Source organism: Sphingopyxis sp. JAI108, from assembly GCF_013410105.1.
Taxonomy (GTDB): Bacteria; Pseudomonadota; Alphaproteobacteria; order Sphingomonadales; family Sphingomonadaceae; genus Sphingopyxis; species Sphingopyxis chilensis.
Window position 1 is genome coordinate 204,063 of record NZ_JACCCJ010000003.1, and the last position, 17,142, is coordinate 221,204.

19 protein-coding genes and 1 pseudogene are annotated in these 17,142 nt (G+C 66.2%); 16 read left to right on the forward strand and 4 right to left on the reverse strand.

Annotation, left to right across the window (positions count from 1 at the left end):
* The first annotated feature begins 73 nt into the window (after positions 1 to 73).
* The 10 genes from ccmC to HDC29_RS15670 all read left to right on the forward strand — a co-directional run bounded on the left by ccmC (position 74) and on the right by HDC29_RS15670 (position 8,565).
* A complete protein-coding gene (gene ccmC / locus HDC29_RS15625; RefSeq protein ID WP_179499208.1) occupies positions 74 to 808 on the forward strand; it encodes a heme ABC transporter permease CcmC in 735 nt (244 codons plus the stop codon).
* Between the two features lie 2 nt (positions 809 to 810).
* Positions 811 to 966, forward strand: a complete 156-nt coding sequence (locus HDC29_RS15630) for a hypothetical protein (RefSeq protein ID WP_179499209.1) — start codon at positions 811 to 813, stop codon at positions 964 to 966.
* Positions 963 to 1,418, forward strand: coding sequence for a cytochrome c maturation protein CcmE (ccmE, locus tag HDC29_RS15635; RefSeq protein ID WP_179499210.1), 456 nt, complete (start codon positions 963 to 965; stop codon positions 1,416 to 1,418). The genes HDC29_RS15630 and ccmE overlap by 4 nt, the downstream gene beginning before the upstream one ends.
* Positions 1,419 to 1,551: 133 nt before the next feature.
* Positions 1,552 to 3,522, forward strand: coding sequence for a heme lyase CcmF/NrfE family subunit (locus HDC29_RS15640; protein ID WP_179499211.1), 1,971 nt, complete (start codon positions 1,552 to 1,554; stop codon positions 3,520 to 3,522).
* Positions 3,519 to 4,049, forward strand: a complete 531-nt coding sequence (locus HDC29_RS15645; RefSeq protein ID WP_179499212.1) for a DsbE family thiol:disulfide interchange protein — start codon at positions 3,519 to 3,521, stop codon at positions 4,047 to 4,049. The genes HDC29_RS15640 and HDC29_RS15645 overlap by 4 nt, the downstream gene beginning before the upstream one ends.
* Positions 4,050 to 4,051: 2 nt before the next feature.
* A complete protein-coding gene (locus HDC29_RS15650; RefSeq protein WP_218844685.1) occupies positions 4,052 to 4,477 on the forward strand; it encodes a cytochrome c-type biogenesis protein in 426 nt (141 codons plus the stop codon).
* Positions 4,474 to 5,142: a tetratricopeptide repeat protein gene (locus HDC29_RS15655; RefSeq protein ID WP_179499214.1), complete on the forward strand. Its 669-nt coding sequence runs from the start codon at positions 4,474 to 4,476 to the stop codon at positions 5,140 to 5,142. Before HDC29_RS15650 ends, HDC29_RS15655 begins: the two co-directional genes overlap by 4 nt.
* Before the next feature lie 39 nt (positions 5,143 to 5,181).
* Positions 5,182 to 7,143, forward strand: a complete 1,962-nt coding sequence (locus HDC29_RS15660; RefSeq protein WP_179499215.1) for a potassium transporter Kup — start codon at positions 5,182 to 5,184, stop codon at positions 7,141 to 7,143.
* Positions 7,144 to 7,255: 112 nt separating this feature from the next.
* The gene (locus HDC29_RS15665; protein ID WP_179499216.1) at positions 7,256 to 8,089 is read left to right on the forward strand and encodes a hypothetical protein; all 834 of its coding nucleotides are present in this window, start codon (positions 7,256 to 7,258) and stop codon (positions 8,087 to 8,089) included.
* Positions 8,086 to 8,565 (forward strand): AHH domain-containing protein, encoded by a 480-nt coding sequence (locus tag HDC29_RS15670; RefSeq protein WP_179499217.1) that lies wholly within the window; start codon positions 8,086 to 8,088, stop codon positions 8,563 to 8,565. Before HDC29_RS15665 ends, HDC29_RS15670 begins: the two co-directional genes overlap by 4 nt.
* A gap of 67 nt (positions 8,566 to 8,632) precedes the next feature.
* On the opposite strand, the gene HDC29_RS15675 is transcribed toward HDC29_RS15670, so the two are convergent.
* Positions 8,633 to 9,604, reverse strand: a complete 972-nt coding sequence (locus tag HDC29_RS15675) for a nitronate monooxygenase family protein (RefSeq protein ID WP_179499218.1) — start codon at positions 9,602 to 9,604, stop codon at positions 8,633 to 8,635.
* 65 nt (positions 9,605 to 9,669) lie between these two features.
* Positions 9,670 to 10,089, reverse strand: coding sequence for a VOC family protein (locus HDC29_RS15680; RefSeq protein ID WP_326914583.1), 420 nt, complete (start codon positions 10,087 to 10,089; stop codon positions 9,670 to 9,672).
* Positions 10,090 to 10,181: 92 nt separating this feature from the next.
* Here HDC29_RS15680 and HDC29_RS15685 point away from each other — a divergent pair, with 92 nt between their 5' ends.
* Positions 10,182 to 10,901, forward strand: a complete 720-nt coding sequence (locus HDC29_RS15685; RefSeq protein ID WP_218844654.1) for an AraC family transcriptional regulator — start codon at positions 10,182 to 10,184, stop codon at positions 10,899 to 10,901.
* 314 nt (positions 10,902 to 11,215) lie between these two features.
* A complete protein-coding gene (locus HDC29_RS15690) occupies positions 11,216 to 11,992 on the forward strand; it encodes a CPBP family intramembrane glutamic endopeptidase (protein WP_179499220.1) in 777 nt (258 codons plus the stop codon).
* A gap of 49 nt (positions 11,993 to 12,041) precedes the next feature.
* Here the strand turns inward: HDC29_RS15690 and HDC29_RS15695 are convergent, their stop codons facing one another.
* Positions 12,042 to 12,536, reverse strand: a complete 495-nt coding sequence (locus HDC29_RS15695) for a hypothetical protein (protein WP_179499221.1) — start codon at positions 12,534 to 12,536, stop codon at positions 12,042 to 12,044.
* A 54-nt stretch (positions 12,537 to 12,590) separates the two neighbouring features.
* Positions 12,591 to 13,418, reverse strand: a complete 828-nt coding sequence (locus HDC29_RS15700) for an alpha/beta fold hydrolase (protein WP_179499222.1) — start codon at positions 13,416 to 13,418, stop codon at positions 12,591 to 12,593.
* Between the two features lie 126 nt (positions 13,419 to 13,544).
* Between HDC29_RS15700 and HDC29_RS15705 the strand changes: the two genes are divergently transcribed.
* From HDC29_RS15705 to HDC29_RS15720, 4 genes and pseudogenes are all read left to right on the forward strand, one after another.
* The gene (locus HDC29_RS15705) at positions 13,545 to 14,558 is read left to right on the forward strand and encodes a GlxA family transcriptional regulator (RefSeq protein WP_179499223.1); all 1,014 of its coding nucleotides are present in this window, start codon (positions 13,545 to 13,547) and stop codon (positions 14,556 to 14,558) included.
* Between the two features lie 88 nt (positions 14,559 to 14,646).
* Positions 14,647 to 15,006, forward strand: a pseudogene (locus HDC29_RS15710) (YciI family protein); the annotation flags it as partial.
* 78 nt (positions 15,007 to 15,084) lie between these two features.
* Positions 15,085 to 16,398 (forward strand): RNA polymerase sigma factor, encoded by a 1,314-nt coding sequence (locus HDC29_RS15715; RefSeq protein WP_218844656.1) that lies wholly within the window; start codon positions 15,085 to 15,087, stop codon positions 16,396 to 16,398.
* 5 nt (positions 16,399 to 16,403) lie between these two features.
* Positions 16,404 to 17,066 carry a DUF6445 family protein gene (locus HDC29_RS15720; protein ID WP_257018327.1) on the forward strand — a complete coding sequence of 221 codons (663 nt, stop codon included), beginning with the start codon at positions 16,404 to 16,406 and terminating at the stop codon, positions 17,064 to 17,066.
* The last annotated feature ends 76 nt before the right edge of the window (positions 17,067 to 17,142 follow it).

Here is a 17,142-nt window from a genome sequence, read left to right on the forward strand (position 1 = left end):
AGCGGTGCGTCGAGCGCGCGGGGCAAATTGCTGGACCGGCCTGCGCGGCTCGCCTAAGGACGACGCGAAACCGATGCACGCCTATGCCAATCCGACCCGTTTCCTGGCGATCGCCAAGCCGCTGACGCCGTGGCTGCTCGGCGTCGGGCTGTTGCTCGTGCTCGCCGGCGCGTGGGCGGGGCTGGCGATGGTCCCCGGCGATTACAAGCAGGGCGAGACCGCGCGCATCCTTTACGTCCATGTTCCCTCGGCGTGGCTCGGCATGGGCGGCTGGACGTCGCTGGCGATCGCCGGGCTGGTGCAACTCGTGTGGCGGCACCCGCTGTCGGGTATCGCGGCGCGCGCGATCGCGGTGCCGGGGATGCTGTTCACCGCGCTGTGCCTCGCGACCGGATCGATCTGGGGCCGCCCGACCTGGGGGACCTGGTGGGAATGGGACGGGCGGATGACGTCGATGCTCGTGCTGCTGTTCCTCTATGCCGGATTCATCGCGCTGACGAGCGGCGACGACGGGCAAAGGCAGGGCGGCTCGCTGTCGCGCGGCGCGGCGATCTATGCGCTGGTCGGCGCGATCAACATTCCGATCATCAACCGCAGCGTCGTCTGGTGGAACAGCCTGCATCAGGGGCCGAGCATCACGCTGCGCGGTTCGAGCATCGACGGCGCCTTGCTGTGGCCGCTGGGCTTGACCCTGTTCGGCTTTTCGCTGTTATTCGGAGCCCTGGTGTTGATGCGGATGCGGCGGATAATCGCCGACAACCGCGTCACGGCGCGGCTGCGGCGACTGGCCGACGACGAGGGGGTCTGAACGTGACGGGGGTGATCAGCGGGGGCGGTCAATGGGCGTTCGTCGCCGCGGCCTATGGGCTGACGGCGGTGCTGACCGGCGCGGTGCTGTGGACGAACTGGCGCGCGATGAAAAAGGCCGAAAAGCGCAGCGACGCGCTGCGAAAGGATCGCAAGTGAAGGCCAAGCATCAACGGCTGGCCCTGGCGCTGGTCGCGCTGGGCGGCATTGCCGGCGCGGGCGTGCTCGCGGCGAGCGCGCTGCGCGACGAGGCGGCCTATTTTCGCACGCCCGCGGAAGTCGCGGGCGGCAAGGCCGCGGTCGGCGAAGCGATGCGGCTGGGCGGCATGGTCGCCAAGGGCAGCATCGCACGGCAGTCGGATGGCCTCACGATCCGCTTCGTCGCGACCGACGGCAAGGCGACGGTGCCGGTCGAATATAAGGGCATCGTCCCCGACCTGTTCGGCGAGGAGAGCGGCATGGTCGCCGACGGCCGGATGCGCGCCGACGGGACTTTTGTGGCGGACCGCATCCTTGCGAAGCATGACGAGCGTTATATGCCGCCGCAGATGGGCGAGATGCCGAAGAATATGAAGGCGCCGAAAAATGTGAAGGCGACGACGTGGCCATGAGCTTCACTGCATTTCCGTCATTGCGAGCGGAGCGAAGCAATCTCCAGCTCGCGATCCTTCGTGCCGATAGCTGGAGTTTGCTTCGTCGCTTCGCTCCTCGCAATGACGGCCTGTGGTGTAAGGGCTTCGCCCGATGATCGCCGAGCTCGGCCTGGCCCTGTTGTGGATCGCCGCGGCGCTTGCGTGCCTGTCGCTCGTCGCGGGGATATTGTTCCTGCGCGGCGGGCCGAAGGATCTGGCGGCGCTGGTGCGCCCGGCGAGCGTTGCGCAGGGCGTCCTGACCGCAGCGGCGTTTGGCCTGCTGATCGCGCTGTTCGTGCGATCGGACATGTCGGTCGAACTGGTCGCGCGCAACAGCAACAGCCTGAAGCCGATGATCTTCAAGGTCGCGGGAACGTGGGGCAATCACGAAGGGTCGATGCTGCTGTGGCTGATGATCCTGTCGCTGTCGGGCGGACTGATCGCGATTTTCGAGAAACGGCTGCGCGAGGATACGCTGGTTGCGACATTGAGCGCCCAAGCGGCGCTGAGTCTTGGCTTCTTCGCTTTCCTGCTTTTTTCGTCGAACCCGTTCAAGCGCTTGCCGGTCGCGCCGCCCGACGGGCAGGGTTTGAATCCGCTGCTGCAGGACATCGGGCTCGCCTTCCACCCGCCGACGCTTTACGTCGGCTATGTCGGGTTGTCGGTGGCGTTCAGCTTTGCCGTGGGCGCACTGATCACGCGCGAAATCGGCCCGGCCTTCGCGCGCGCGATGCGGCCATGGGTGCTCGGCAGCTGGATTTTCCTCACGCTGGGGATCACGGCGGGCAGCTACTGGGCCTATTATGAGCTCGGCTGGGGTGGCTGGTGGTTCTGGGACCCGGTCGAGAATGTGTCGCTCGTGCCCTGGCTTGCCGGTGCGGCGTTGCTCCATTCGGTCGCGGTGACCGCGACGCGCAACGCGCTGCGCGCGTGGACGGTGATGCTGGCGGTGATCGGCTTTTCGATGTCGATGGTCGGGACCTTCATCGTGCGGTCGGGGCTGCTGACGAGCGTTCACAGCTTTGCCGTCGATCCCGAGCGCGGGACATTCCTGCTCGTCCTGATGGCGATCTATATCGGCGGCGCGCTGACCCTGTTCGCGCTGCGCGCCGGCAGCGTCGCCGAAGGCAAGAAATTCGCGCTGCTGAGCCGCGAAGGCTCGCTCGTCATCAACAACCTGCTGCTCACGACGATCCTCGCGCTCGTGCTTTTGGGGACGCTCTATCCGATCGTCGCCGAGGCGATGGGCGAGAAGATTTCGGTCGGGCCGCCCTATTACAACAAGGTTGCGGGGCCGCTCGCGCTGATCCTCTGCCTCGTCATGGTGGCGGGACCGCTCCTGAGCTGGCGCAAGGACGACGGGAAGCGGCTGTGGTCGCGGCTGCCGCTGGCGGTGTTCGCAGGGGCGGCGGTGCTGTTCGGGCTCGTGCTGTTCGGCGGCAAGGTCGGCATATTGCCGCTGCTCGGCATGACGGTCGCGGGCGTCGTCGCGGTCGCGAGCCTCGCGCCCTTGTGGGGACGCAACCTCCGCCGCACGCCGCTGCCGACCTGGGGCATGGTCGTCGCGCATTTCGGCGTCGCGGTCTGCCTTGCGGGCATGGGCGCCGAAAGCGCCTTCATCAAGGAGCGGCTGGTCGCGGCGGCGCCCGGCGACGACATCCGGATCGGCGATTTTTCGGTGAAGTTCGCCGGGGTGAAGCCCGTCGCGGGGCCCAATTATACCGCGATCGAGGGCACGCTGGTTGCGACCACCGCGTCGGGAAGCCGCTTCACGATGCGTCCTGAGGCGCGGACATTTCCGGGGTTGATGGGCACCGCGCCGACCGAGACGAACGAGGCGGCGCTGCTCACGCGGCCGGGCGGACAGCTTTATGCGGTGCTCGGCCAGCCGGTGACGAGCGACGACGGCCGCGCCGACCGCTACCAGATCCGCCTGTGGTGGAAACCTTTGGTGTGGTGGATCTGGCTCGGCGGCGCGCTGATCGCGATCGGCGCGACGCTGTCTTTGCTCGGCCGCGCGCAGTTGCTCGCCATCTGGCGCTCGCGCCGCCACCGCAAGTCACAGGAGCGTTTTGCGCCATGAAGAATCGCTGGGTCCTTTTTGTGCCATTGGCGGTCATGGGGCTGTTGTTCGGTGCCTTCATCTATCGGCTGACGACGCCCGCCGAGACGCTGATCCAGTCGCAGTGGATCGACAAGCCGATGCCCCTGTTCGACCTGCCGCCCGCGACCGCCGGGGTCGAAGGGCTGAAGAGCAGTCAGCTCGCCGACGGCAAGCCGCGGCTGGTCAATGTGTTCGCGAGCTGGTGCATCCCGTGCCGCGCCGAGGCGCCGCAGCTCGAGGCGCTGAAAGCCGCCGGGGTCCCGATCGACGGCATCGCGATCCGCGACCGGCCCGATGATGTCGCGATGTTCCTCAATGAATATGGCAATCCGTTCGACCGCATCGGGTCCGACATGCAAAGCAGCGTGCAGATCGCGCTGGGATCCTCGGGCGTGCCCGAAACCTTCCTGATCGATGGCAAGGGCATCATCCGCGAGCAGATCCAGGGCGTGATCCTGGCGGATCAGGTGCCCGAAATCGTTGCGAAGATCGAGGCGATGAAGTGAGGTTGCGGCTGATCCTGTTCTGCCTGCTTGGCGCGTTCACGCTGCCGCTGGCGGCGCAGGACCGTTTGCCGCCGGCGCCCTATGCCTATCAGCAGCTCAACGATCCGGCCAAGGAGGCGCGCGCCAAGGCGTTGATGGAGGAACTGCGCTGCCTCGTCTGTCAGGGGCAGTCGATCGCCGATTCGGACGCACCGCTCGCGGGCGACATGCGGCACGAGGTGCGCAGCAAGATCGCGGCGGGCGAGAGCCCCGACGAGATCAAGGCCTGGCTCGTCGCGCGCTATGGCAATTGGGTAAGCTATGATCCGCCCTTCGACGGGGCGACGGCGCTCCTGTGGCTGGGGCCGCTGCTGTTCCTCGCGGTGGGCGGATGGCTGGCGTTCGGCCGGTTCCGGCGCGGCGCGAGCGACGGGGACGATATCGCATGATCTGGCTGTGGGTCATCCTTTCCGCGGCGGTAACGATCGGCGGGATTTTGTGGCTCGGCAAGCTGCCCGCGGCGGCGCGGCCGCTCGCCGGGGCGGCGGTGATGCTCGGGCTCGCGGGTTATGCGTTGCAGGGCAGCCCGTCGCTGCCGGGCAAGCCGGTCGCGGCGCCCGAGGAACCCGAAGGCTTTGGCGAGGCGCTGACCGACCAGCGGCAGGGGATGGCCGAACGTTTCGGCCCCGCGGCGCAGTGGCTCGGCATGTCCGACGGTTTCGCGCGTACGGGCAAGACCGAGCTTGCGGCAAAGACTCTGGAGAAGGGGCTCGAAAAATATCCCGACAATGTCGACCTGTGGGTCGGGCTTGGCAATGCGCTCGCGTCGCACGGCGGAGGGATGATGTCGCCGGCGGCGGCGCTGGCGTTCGACGAGGCGGCAAAGCGCGATCCGTCGCATCCTGCACCGCCCTTCTTCGCGGGGCTGGCGCTGGCGCAGGGCGGCGACCTGAAGGGCGCCGAGGCCGTATGGAGCGAGCTTCTCGCGCGCAGCCCGGCCGATGCGCCGTGGCGACCTGATCTCGAAATGCGGCTGGCGCAGATACGGCAGGCGCTGGGGCCGCGGTTGCCGGGTGAAGCGGCCGATGTATCGCCCGGGGGCGTCCCAAATTGAAACCTATTCCTGAAGCGCCGGCTCGTCTAAAGGCGCGCGATGACTGCTGAGTCGCAACAGGCGGCCGGCGGCGCTTCGGGCGTCGCCCCCACTGCCGCCAACACCGGCCATTATGGCCACGGCCATCAGGGCGACGGCAAGCTGAAGCTCGCCGTCGGTGCGGTCGGCGTCGTGTTCGGCGACATCGGGACGAGTCCGCTTTACGCGTTCCGCGAAACCTTTGCCGGCCATCACCCGATCGAGCCCGACCGGCTGCACATCTATGGCGTGCTCAGCCTTGTCTTCTGGTCGATGATGCTCGTCGTCACCTTCAAATATGTGCTGACGATCATGAAGGCCGACAACAAGGGCGAGGGGGGCAGCCTGGCGCTGCTCGCGCTGATCAGCCGGTCGTCGGGCGAAAAGCGCTGGACCTGGCCGATCATCCTGCTCGGCGTATTCGCAACCGCGCTTTTCTATGGCGACAGCATGATCACCCCGGCGATGTCGGTGCTCTCGGCGACCGAGGGGCTGCGCTATATCAACCCGGGGTTCGCTCCCTATATCGTGCCGATTGCGCTTGCGATCCTGATCGGGCTGTTCGCGATCCAGTCGCGCGGAACGGCCAAGGTCGGCGCGCTGTTCGGGCCGATCATGCTGCTCTATTTCCTGACGCTGGCCGGGCTGGGCGTCATGCACATAGCCGAAAATCCGTGGATCATCGTCGAGACGATCAATCCGTTGAACGCGCTGCGCTTTTTCTATGTCGATGGGTTTACCGCCTTTATCGCGCTGGGCGCGGTGGTGCTCGCGGTGACGGGCGCCGAGGCGCTCTATGCCGACATGGGGCATTTCGGGCGCGGGCCGATTGGGCTGAGCTGGCTGGCCTTCGTCCTGCCCGCGCTGATGCTCAACTATATGGGGCAGGGGGCGATGGTCCTCGCCGCCGAAGCGGGGCCGCGCGCCGATCTGATTTCCGATCCGTTTTTCCAGATGATGCCGCAATATCTTGAAGTGCCGGTCGTCATCCTTGCGCTGCTGGCGACGATCATCGCGAGCCAGGCGGTGATTTCGGGCGCCTTTTCGCTGACCCAGCAGGCGATCCAGCTTGGTTTCATGCCGCGCCTGCGCGTCGAGCATACCAGCGCGTCGGCGGCGGGGCAGATCTATATTCCGGTGGTCAACTGGGGGCTGATGGTGATGGTCATCATCCTCGTCCTTTTCTTCGGGTCGTCGAGCAACCTTGCCGCGGCCTATGGCATCGCCGTTACGGGAGCGATGTTCATCGACACCTGCCTGCTCAGCGTCGTGCTTTTCACGCTGTGGAAATGGCCGGCCTGGAAGGCGCTGCCGGTGCTGGCGGTCTTTTTCATCGTCGACATCGCCTATTTCGGCGCCAACCTGATCAAGGTACCCGACGGCGGCTGGGTGCCGCTCGCGATCGGGCTGACGATCTTTACCATGCTGACGACCTGGTCGCGCGGGCGCAAGCTGATGCAGCAGGAAATGGCCGAAGGCGCGATGCCGATCCCGGTGTTCGTAAAGTCGGCCGCGAACAGCGCGACGCGGGTGCCGGGCACCGCGGTGTTCATGACGTCGAGCAGCGACGGCGTGCCGCATGCGCTGCTCCACAACCTCAAGCACAACAAGGTGCTGCACCAGCGGATCATCCTGCTGACGATCAAGATCGCCGACGTGCCGTTCGTGCGCGAGGAAAATCACTGCGCGCTAGAGGATCTGGGACAGGGGTTCCACCGGCTGATTCTGAATTATGGCTTTATGCAGCCCGTCGATGTTCCCGACGCGCTCAAACGCGTCACCAGTTGCGGCGGCGAATTCAAGATGCTGGAAACCAGCTTTTTCCTGTCGCGGCAGACCTTGATCGCCGCGAGCAAGCCGGGGATGCCGATCTGGCGCGAGAAACTCTTCGCATGGATGCTGCGCAATTCGGAAAGCGCGATGGAATATTTCCGCCTGCCAACCAATCGCGTCGTCGAGCTGGGAAGCCAGGTCGCCATCTGACGCGGCTAGGCGAGGCGTCGGGCAAGGTTAACTTTCGGACATATTCGAATAAGCGTTTGAACATCGGGGCCAGTCTTGCAATCTAGCGGGGACCCACAAAGATCGACCCGCTATGGATGCCGGCAATCGTGACGCTTTGATCCTGCCCGTTCCCCCGGAACCCTTTGCGCTGATCGTCAGCGCCGCGATGCAGGGTGGGCCGGACGACGTGCTGCAAAGGGCGCTCCGCCACATGGGACTTCGGCCCGAGCGCGTGCCGGACCACGATTCCGACATGGCCGCGCAGATCGCACCGCCACGATTTCGCCTGACCTTCGGTTCCATATCGATATTGGCGGGCCGGGCGGATGACAGGGCGCTCGATCTCGCCGATCCTGCCGATCCGTCGACCAGCCTGCTCGCCGCCAGCCTGCCGCGCGACTGGCGCGACAGCGGCCGATGCTGGCTGTTCATACCCGAAGGCGGCGGCGAAACCGGGCATTCTCCCGGCCAGGCTTCGCGGATGCGCGAATTTTTCAAGATGATGGTTCTGCTCATCGACCTGTTCGATGCGAGCCATCTTTTCTGGTCACCCGCAAGGCTGTGGTCCGACGCCCAGCAGTTTCGCACCGCGATCGCCGAAATGCTGGCGAGCGGGATGCCGCCGGTGCTGCACCTGATTGCGTTTCGCCGCAGCGACACCGGCGAAGCTGCGATCATGCGGACGCGCGGGCTGGCGCTTTTCGCGGGGCAGGAGCTGGAAGCGCTTGTCCCGAAGGGCTGGACGGTCGCCGAAATGGTCCGGCGCCTGTCGCGGTTGGCGCTCGACATGATGCTCAACGGCCCGGTTCTGGGCGCGCGCACGACGCGCGGCCTTGCGGCCGGCGAATGGATCGGATTGACGCCGGGACCGGTAACCGGAAACCGCCAGCCGACCGTCGTCGTCGAATTCGGTCGCGGCGATTGACGCGGCGCGGCGGTTGGCAGGGCGCGCCGCCGCCGCGAACCGGTTTCCAGCGCCATCACCTGATCCCGATCGCCTTGCTGCACCGACCGCAGATGGGGGCTATGTTCGACCAGCTCCATGCCGAGGGCTTCGCGCTCCAGCATTTCGCGCGCAACGGATTGATGCTGCCGGCATCGGAACCCGCCGCGCTTTCGCTGGGTCACGCGCTGCATCGCGGGCCGCACCGGGGCTACAGCGATGTCGTCACCGCCCGGGTCGAGCGCATCCGCGCGCATTTCGCGGCGCAGGCCGCCGTCGATATGCGGATCGCGCGGCGAGTGGCGGTAATGCGCCTGCGCCTGCTCCAGGACACCACGCGCCGCGCGCTGACCGACCGGCATGGTGCGGGCTTCTGGCTTAACCGGCGCGATCCGATGCGGCTGTTCGTCGACCGCCCCTATCTCGACGAGGCAATCGACAAGCTGTTCGGCGAGTGAAGGATGGTGTGGAGTTTCGAACTACCCACCCAAAGCCGGCATTGGCCAACGGCCTGGCAGCGCGGGTTTAAAGCCGCACCTTCGCTTCGAGTTCGCGGCGGGCGGCGAGATATTGTTCCTCGAGTTCGGCGACGAATTCGGCGACCGGCCGGACCGCGGTGACCGGGCCGATGCCCTGGCCCGAGCCCCAGATATCCTTCCACGCCTTTGCCTTGGTGTTGCCGCCCGAGCCGAAGTTCATCGTCTTCAAATCACCCTCGGGCAGATTGTCGGGATCCATCCCCGCCGAAACGATCGACTGGCGCAGATAATTGCCGTGGACGCCGGTGAACAGGTTCGAATAGACGATGTCGGCGGCGCCGCCTTCGACGATGCCGTTCTTGTAACCATCCTCGGCATTGGCTTCGGACGTCGCGATGAAGGCGCTGCCGATATAGGCGAGGTCGGCGCCGCACGCCTGCGCGGCGAGCACCGAGCGACCGTGGCCGATCGCGCCCGACAGGGCGACGGGGCCATCGAACCATTCGCGGATCTCCTGAACGAGCGCGAAGGGCGACTGGCGACCGGCGTGGCCGCCGGCGCCCGCCGCGACGGGGATCAGGCCGTCGGCGCCCTTTTCGACCGCCTTGCGCGCGAAGCGGTCGTCGATGACATCGTGCAGCGTGATGCCGCCCCAGCCGTGCACGGCCTGGTTGAGTTCCTCGCGCGCGCCCAATGAGGTGATCGTGATCGGCACCTTCCACTTGGCGCAGGTCGCGATGTCCGCCTCGAGCCGGTCGTTCGATTTATGGACGATCTGGTTGACCGCATAGGGCGCCGAAAGCCGGTCGGGATTGTCGCGGTCCCACGCCGCCAGTTCCTCGGTGATCCGGTGCAGCCATTCGTCGAGCAGCGACTGCGGCCGCGCGTTGAGTGCCGGGAAACTGCCGACGACGCCCGCCTTGCACTGCGCGATGACGAGCTCGGGGCCCGATACGATGAACAGCGGCGAGCCGATGACGGGCAGGCGAAGACGGTCGAAAATCGGGGGAAGGGCCATGAATCAAACTCTCCGGTTGCTTTATGCAACTGACCTTAACGTAAACGGAAGGCTGCGCAAGATGTTCAGTCGAAGGCGGGGCCCTTGAGCTCGACGATATTGCCTTCGGGGTCGCGGATGTAGATCGACGGCCCTTCGCCTTCGGCGCCGTACCGGGGCCCCGCCTGCTCGATCGCGATATCATGGCGGGCAAGATGGGCGCGGATGGCTGGTTCGTCGAACGGGGTGATCGCGATCGCGAAATGGTCGAGGTTGCGGCCTTCGGTACCCGGCGCCGCGCCGCCCATCGCGCCCAGTTTGCCGTCGACGGTCACGAGGTCGATCAGCGAAGCGCCCGCGCGCAATTGATAGAGGCCGATTTCGGCCTGCGTGCGCTCGTCGGTGCAGCCGAGAACATCCTGGTAAAAGCGGGCCATGCGGTCGAGATCGACGACGCGAAGGACCACATGGTCGATCGTGCGAAGGGTAAAGGGGGGTGTATCCACGGCGGTCGCTCCTCGAAATTCCATGCTCGGATGAAGGTTTGTAATTGATGCATGGAGCGGCTGTCCATCGACCGGTGACGGAGGTTGGTCCGGTGGCGGTTGCGATCCCCGACCGGGCGCGACAAAGTCGGGCGATGCAGTTGCTCCAGCCCAGCCTGTTGCCCGCCGCGGCCGACATAGCGCGTCATCGTCATCGCGAACCCTATGCTACGGTCGTGCTGGCGGGTGGCTATGAGGAAGCCGGCGATGCCGGGCGTATCGCCGTGCGCGAAGGCGAAGTGCTACTCCACGGCCCCTTTTCGGCACACCGCGACCGGATCTCGGCGAAGCGGACGGCGGTGCTCGATCTGCCGCTGCCGTTCGATGACCGCGACTGGCCGGCACATGCGCAGATCGCCGATCCCGACCGGATCGTCCGGCTGGCCGAACGCGATCCGGTCGAGGCGGTCGCGGCATTGCTCGACGGGCTCGCGCCCGTAGCGGCGGTCGAAGAGGATGATTTGCCCGACCAGTTGTCCGTCGCGCTGCGCGCATCGGCATCGCCGCGGATCGGCGAATGGGCCGCGGCGCATGGCCGGTCGCGCGAGCATGTGTCGCGCAGGTTCGAGACGCTATATGGCGTCTCGCCCGCCGCCTATCGCGCCGATTGCCAGACGAAACGCGCGTGGCGGATGATCGTCGGCGGTGACGACAGCCTTGCCGGGATCGCGGTCGAGGCGGGTTATGCCGATCAGGCGCATATGACGCGGGCGGTGACGCGGCTGACCGGAATGTCGCCGCGGCGGTGGCGGTTAGCCCGGATGACAGTTTAGGCGTGGATTGCTGCCATTCCCCACAGTCGTCATTCCCGCGAAAGCGGGAACCCGGAGCGTGCGTCGGCTGATCCCACACCGGGTTCCCGCTTTCGCGGGAATGACGAGTTAATGAGACACCAAGCGCCACTTTTCGGTCGGTTTCAATCTTTCGTCATCCCGGACTTGCTCCGGGATCCACTGCGGCGCTGAAGTCGTGGACCCCCGGGCCAAGTCCGGGGTGACGAAGAAAGAGAAGGCAGCTTCCGGTCGAAACCCGTCAAAGGTCACATTTGTTCAAGAAGCGGGCCGAACCCGCGCGCTAGGCGGGTCGCATGACAAGTCTCTCCCCTGCTTCGCCGCGCCCGTTTGTGGCGCTTTCCGGTTTTCGCTTTCGCCTGTGGCCGATCCTGGTCGCCGCGGTGCTGATGCAGGCCATCCTCGAACTTGGGCGCATCGCGGCGCGTGAACTTTATTTTGCCGGGGCGCCGCTTTGGGACGGCTATATCTCGGTCTTTCTGCTGACAGCGATCGCGTTCCAGGCGCTGCTCGGGCTCGCCGCCATCCTCGTCATGCGCCGGGTGCTGCCCGCCGCCGACCCGCATCTGCGCTGGCCGCCGGGCGCGAGCTACGTCGGGATCGCGATAGCGATCGGCATCGGCATGGGGCTGGTGATGCTCGTTGCCGACTATTGGCCCGCGCTTGCGGCGCAGACAGCGCCGAACATGAGCTATTCGAAGGCACCGCTCGATTCGGCGGGCTATCTGCTCGGCATGATCACGACGGGGCTGGCGGAGGAGACGATCTTTCGGGGGCTGCTTGTCGGGATGCTCGTCGTGCTGGTGCCGGGGCGGCTGCGGATCGGGGCGCTCGACCTGCCGGTCGCGGCCTATCTGGTCGCGCTGATGTTCGGGCTGGCGCACTGGAAATCCTTTACCGTCGATCCCTTCTATCAGGCGATGGCGCAGCAGATTTACGCCTTTGTCTGGGGCCTCATCTATGTCTGGCTGATGGAGCGGTCGCGCAGCCTGCTCGCCCCGATCGTCGCGCACGGGCTGGGCAATTTCACCGAGGTCGCAATCGTGATCGCGCTCAACGCGCTGTGGGCCTGACGCGCGATAGGGCGGCCGTTGGGCCGCCCTTGCATTGTCGTCAGGCAGGTCAGGCGGCGATCGGCCGCCGGCTGGCCTTGACCGCGACATATCCGAAGAGGATCGCGGCGAGGAGGAGCGCGCCCTGCGCGGCGGAAAACGGCGGTTCGGTGCCGTTCGGGGCGAGCGCGTTCAGTGCGGGCACTTTCAGGAAGGACTGCACCACGAGCACGAAGAGGTTGAGGTAGAGCGCGGCGGTCGCGCTCACCGCATAGACCGTCGCGGCGCGCCCAGCGAGCTTGCGGCCGTAATAGGCGGCAAAGCTCGCGACGAGGATCAGCGTCGAGAGGATGCCCACGCCGAGCGCCGGGGTGAAGGCGACGATCGGGAACAGGAAGCCGGTAAGGCTGGTCAGCAGCGTCGCCCAGAGGAAGATGTCGGTGGTGCGGCGGAGGAGGCGCCCGCGCGCGAAGGCGGGGAGGGCGATGAGGCCCGCACCGATGCCGATCAGGCTGATCGCGACGTGCAGGGCGGTGAACTGCGATATGGTGAGGCCGAGGATCATGGTCTTACTCTCTTGTTGAGCGGGCGACGGCATCGCCGCCGCCCGCCGGGTCGATCAGCTGTTGATGAAGTCGAGGAGGTCGGCGTTGAAGCGGTCCTGCTCGGTGACGGTGAGGCCGTGGCTGCCGCCTTCATAGACCTTGAGCACAGCCTGCTTGACGATCTTGACGGTCGAGAGCGCCGCGGCGCCGATCGGCACGATCTGGTCGTCGTCGCCGTGGAGGACGAGGGTCGGCTTGTCGAACTTCTTCAAATCCTCGTTGAAGTCGCTTTCCGAAAAGGCTCGAATGCTGTCGAGCAGGCCCTTGAGGCCGCCGTTCATGCCCTGCCGCACGAATTCGTCGCGCACCGCTTCCGAAACCGCCGCGCCGTCGCGGTTATAGCCGTAGAAGGGGATCGTCAGATCCTTGAAGAATTGCGGGCGGTTGTCGAACGTGCCCTTGCGGATGCCGTCGAAGACGTCGAGCGGCAGGCCGTCGGGATTGGCTTCGGTCTTGAGCATCAGCGGGGGGACTGCGCCGATCAGCGCGACCTTGGCGACGCGGGCGGTGCCGTGGCGGCCGATATAGCGGGTGACTTCGCCGCCGCCGGTCGAGTGGCCGACGAGGATGACGTCTTTCAGGTCGAGCTGTTCGATCAGTTCGGCAAGGTCGTCGGCATACTGGTCCATATTGTTATTGTCCCAGACCTGGTCCGAACGGCCGTGGCTGCGGCGGTCGTGGGCGATGGTGCGAAAGCCCTGGCTTGCGAAGAAGACCATCTGCGCGTCCCAGGCGTCAGACGACAGCGGCCAGCCATGCGAGAAGACGATCGGCTGTCCGTCCTTCGGACCCCAGTCCTTGAAGAAGATGTTGGTGCCGTCCTTGGTGGTGATGGTGGTCATGATATTTGCCTTTCAGTCTGGAGGGCGGGGTGTCCGTCCCGATGAAACAGGAGATAGGCTTGGACGCGCTTGCGCGGGATTGGCGGATACGACATTATGCGGTCCGATTCCGACAAAGGAGCCGATATGCCGAGATTGAAGGTGCCCGACGCCGCGAATGTGCCGCTGATCGAGGTCGGGATGATGACCTATCCCGACTGCCAGATGGGCATGGTGCACGGCATCACCGACCTGTTCGACGTCGCAGGGCGCTTCGCGGTCGATCATGGGCGGTCGCCGATCCGTGCCAGCCACTGGCGCTTGCAGAATGGCGGGGGTTTTGCGCGCTTTTACGACAGCCATCCCGACGAGCCGCCGGGCAATTCGCCCGCGGTGCTGATCGCGCCGGGGAGCCTGCACAAGCTGCTCGAACCGGGCGAGGTCGAACCCTATGCGCGCTGGCTGCTCGACCGGCACGCGCATGGCGCGGTGCTGGCGTCGAATTGCGGCGGCGCCTTCGCGCTCGCCGCGACGGGGTTGCTGAGCGGCCGGCCGGCGACGACGCACTGGTTTTTTGCCGAGGAGTTCCGGAGCCGCTTTCCCGACGTGCGGCTGGAGGCCGACCGGATGGTGATCGACGATGGCGATATCGTCACCGCGGGCGGGCTGATGGCGTGGACCGACCTGGGGCTGCGTATCGTCGAGCGATTGCTCGGGCCGACGGTGATGATGGAGACGGCGCGCTTTCTGCTGATCGATCCGTCGGGGCGCGAACAGAAGAATTACGCGAGCTTCGCGCCCAAGCTGACCCATGGCGACGAGGCGATTTTGAAGGTGCAGCACTGGTTGCAGGCGCGCGGGGCCGGGGCGGTCGCTGTCGCCGATATGGCGCGCGAGGCGGGGATGGAGGAGCGCACCTTCCAGCGGCGCTTCAAGGCCGCGACGGGAATGACCCCGGTCGAATATGTCCAGCACCTGCGCGTCGGCAAGGCGCGCGAGCTGCTGGAGTTCACGCGGCGCACGGTCGACCAGATCGCGTGGAGCGTGGGGTATGAGGATGCGGCGGCCTTCCGCAAATTGTTCCACCGCCTGATCGGCCTGTCGCCGCACGAATATCGGCAGCGTTTTTCGACGCCGCAGTCGCTGGCGGAGGTCGCCTGAAATTTTTTTCCGGCTCGTGTCGATTTGACGATGGCTCGTTCGTCGTCTGGATAGGAGCCGCTGTTGGCCCGACAAAAGGAGACGGAAAATGCGTGTGATGGTTTTTGTGAAAGCGACCGACGACAGCGAACAGGGTCTGCCCCCGACCGAGGAAATGACCGAAATGTTCGAGGCGATGGGCAAGTTCAACGAGGAACTGGTCAATGCCGGGGTGATGGTCGCGGGCGACGGGCTGAAGCCCTCGTCGTTCGGCAAGCGGATCCACTTCGACGGCGCGAACCGCACGGTGATCGACGGCCCCTTCGCCGAAGCGCGCGAGCTGGTCGCGGGTTACTGGATCTGGGAAGTCAAGGACATGGACGAAGCGGTCGCCTGGGCGAAGCGTTGCCCCAATCCGATGCGCGGGCCGAGCGATCTGGAGATCCGTCCCTTTTATGAAATGGAAGATTTCGGCGATGCGGTGACGCCCGAAATCGCGGCGCACGAACAGGGGCTGCGCGACAGGCTGGCCGGCGAATAAGCTGCCATGTCCGCCGCCCGCCTTGCCTTGGCGCCCGCTTTCGCGGACAAGGCGCGGATGGCGGCGGACCCCACCCACAGGGCGATCGAGGCGGTATTCCGGATCGAGCGCGCACGGCTGATCGGCGCGCTCGCACGGATGACGCGCGACCTCGACCGCGCCGAGGAACTGGCGCAGGAGGCGCTGCTGATCGCGCTGACCGAATGGCCGAAGGGCGGGGTGCCCGATAATCCGGGCGCCTGGCTGACCGCCGCGGCGAAACGGCGGTTGATCGACGGCGCGCGGCACCGGTCGATGCGGGAGCGGAAACATGCCCAAATCGCTCGCGAACTCGACGCGAAATACGACATGAGCGCCGAGGCCCTCGAGGCGGCGCTCGACGATCCGCTGGGCGACGAACTGCTCGGGCTGATTTTCGCGGCGTGCCATCCGGTGATTACGTCCGAGGCGCGTGCCGCGCTGACGCTGCGGCTGGTCGGCGGGCTGACGGTCGAGGAGATCGCGCGGGCGTTCCTGTCGAACGAGGCCGCGATCGCGGCGCGGATCACGCGGGCTAAGAAGGCGATCGGCAAGGCGGGGGTCGCTTTTGAAGTGCCGCGCGGCGCCGAACTCAACGCCCGGCTGCCATCGGTGCTCGAGATCGTCTATCTGATCTTCAACGAAGGCTATGCCGCCACCACGGGGGCGTCGCTTGTCCGGCGGCCGCTCTGCGCCGAGGCGCAGCGGCTGGGGCGCATCCTCGCCGGATTGATGCCCGAACAGCCCGAGGTGCTCGGCCTGCTCGCACTGATGGAAATTCAGGCGTCGCGATTGGCCGCGCGTTCCGGGCCCGACGGGCGCTTCGTCCCGCTGACCGAACAGAATCGCGCGCGCTGGGACCAGCTGCTGATCCGTCGCGGGCTGAATGCGCTTGATCGGGCTGAGGCATTGGGCGGTTCGGATGGCCCCTATGCACTTCAGGCGGCGCTCGCGGCATGCCACGCGCGGGCGCGCACCGCGGAGGCGACCGACTGGCGGCGCATTGCGGGCCTCTATGACCGGCTGGGGCAGGTGATGCCGTCGCCGGTGGTCGAGCTGAACCGCGCGGTCGCGCACAGCATGGCCTTCGGCCCCGAGGCGGGGTTGCGGCTGGTCGATGAAATCGCCGACGCGGCGATGCTGCGCAACTATGCCCCGCTTCCCGCCGCGCGCGGCGATTTTCTGTTTCGCGCCGGACGGCACCGTGAGGCCAGGGCGGCGTTCGAGGCGGCGGCGGCACTGACGGGCAATGAGCGCGAGCGCGATTTCCTGTTGGGCCGCGCGGCGGCATGCGGCGGATGACCGCGATGCGTATCGAAACGATCGGCACCGAGGCGCAGCCGCTGGTCGTGCTCGATGATTTCGCGCCCGACCCCAACGCCTTGCGAAGCTTCGCGGCGACGGCCGAATTCACCCCGGCGCGCAACCATTTTCCGGGCGTGCGCGCCGACCTTCCCGAAACCTATCTCGCGACGCAGCTTCCGCTTATCGCCGCCGCGGCGGCCCAGGCCTTTGGTCGCACCGGCCCGGTCAGCGTCGTCGATGCGAGCTTTTCGATCGTATCGACCCCGCGCGACGAGCTGACGATCCCGCAGCGTCTGCCGCATGTCGATGCCTTCACCGCGGACCGTATCGCGCTCGTCCATTATCTGTCGCCACAAGGCGGCGATGGCACCGCATTCTTCCGTCACCGGGCGACGGGGTTCGAGAGGATCGACGAGGCACGGCGCGAGCTGTTCTTTCACCACCTCGAACTGGCGATGCGCCATGGCGGGGTTCCGCCGCCGGCCTATGTGCTGGGCGACACGCCGCTGTTCGAATCTGTCCATATCGAGCATGCACGCTATAATCGCGCATTGCTTTATCGCAGCTGGAACATCCACAGCGGGGCAATTTCGGCGGCCACCACGCTTTCCCCCGATCCGATCGAGGGGCGGCTGACGGTGACTGCCTTCCTGTCGATCGGCTGACCGGCGCCTGTCGCAAATTTCCAACGGTCCTTCGCCGAAAATCGTTCGATGTTCCGGAACGGGACAACGGCCCGTC

Excerpts from the sequence above, each read along its gene's own strand:
- ccmC (WP_179499208.1), top strand. The coding sequence starts at position 74 with ATGCACGCCTATGCCAATCCGACCCGTTTCCTGGCGATCGCCAAGCCG.
- HDC29_RS15640 (WP_179499211.1), top strand. The coding sequence starts at position 1,552 with ATGATCGCCGAGCTCGGCCTGGCCCTGTTGTGGATCGCCGCGGCGCTT.
- HDC29_RS15645 (WP_179499212.1), top strand. The coding sequence starts at position 3,519 with ATGAAGAATCGCTGGGTCCTTTTTGTGCCATTGGCGGTCATGGGGCTG.
- HDC29_RS15655 (WP_179499214.1), top strand. The coding sequence starts at position 4,474 with ATGATCTGGCTGTGGGTCATCCTTTCCGCGGCGGTAACGATCGGCGGG.
- HDC29_RS15660 (WP_179499215.1), top strand. The coding sequence starts at position 5,182 with ATGACTGCTGAGTCGCAACAGGCGGCCGGCGGCGCTTCGGGCGTCGCC.
- HDC29_RS15665 (WP_179499216.1), top strand. The coding sequence starts at position 7,256 with ATGGATGCCGGCAATCGTGACGCTTTGATCCTGCCCGTTCCCCCGGAA.
- HDC29_RS15675 (WP_179499218.1), bottom strand. The coding sequence starts at position 9,604 with ATGGCCCTTCCCCCGATTTTCGACCGTCTTCGCCTGCCCGTCATCGGC.
- HDC29_RS15690 (WP_179499220.1), top strand. The coding sequence starts at position 11,216 with ATGACAAGTCTCTCCCCTGCTTCGCCGCGCCCGTTTGTGGCGCTTTCC.
- HDC29_RS15695 (WP_179499221.1), bottom strand. The coding sequence starts at position 12,536 with ATGATCCTCGGCCTCACCATATCGCAGTTCACCGCCCTGCACGTCGCG.
- HDC29_RS15700 (WP_179499222.1), bottom strand. The coding sequence starts at position 13,418 with ATGACCACCATCACCACCAAGGACGGCACCAACATCTTCTTCAAGGAC.
- HDC29_RS15705 (WP_179499223.1), top strand. The coding sequence starts at position 13,545 with ATGCCGAGATTGAAGGTGCCCGACGCCGCGAATGTGCCGCTGATCGAG.
- HDC29_RS15715 (WP_218844656.1), top strand. The coding sequence starts at position 15,085 with ATGTCCGCCGCCCGCCTTGCCTTGGCGCCCGCTTTCGCGGACAAGGCG.
- HDC29_RS15720 (WP_257018327.1), top strand. The coding sequence starts at position 16,404 with ATGCGTATCGAAACGATCGGCACCGAGGCGCAGCCGCTGGTCGTGCTC.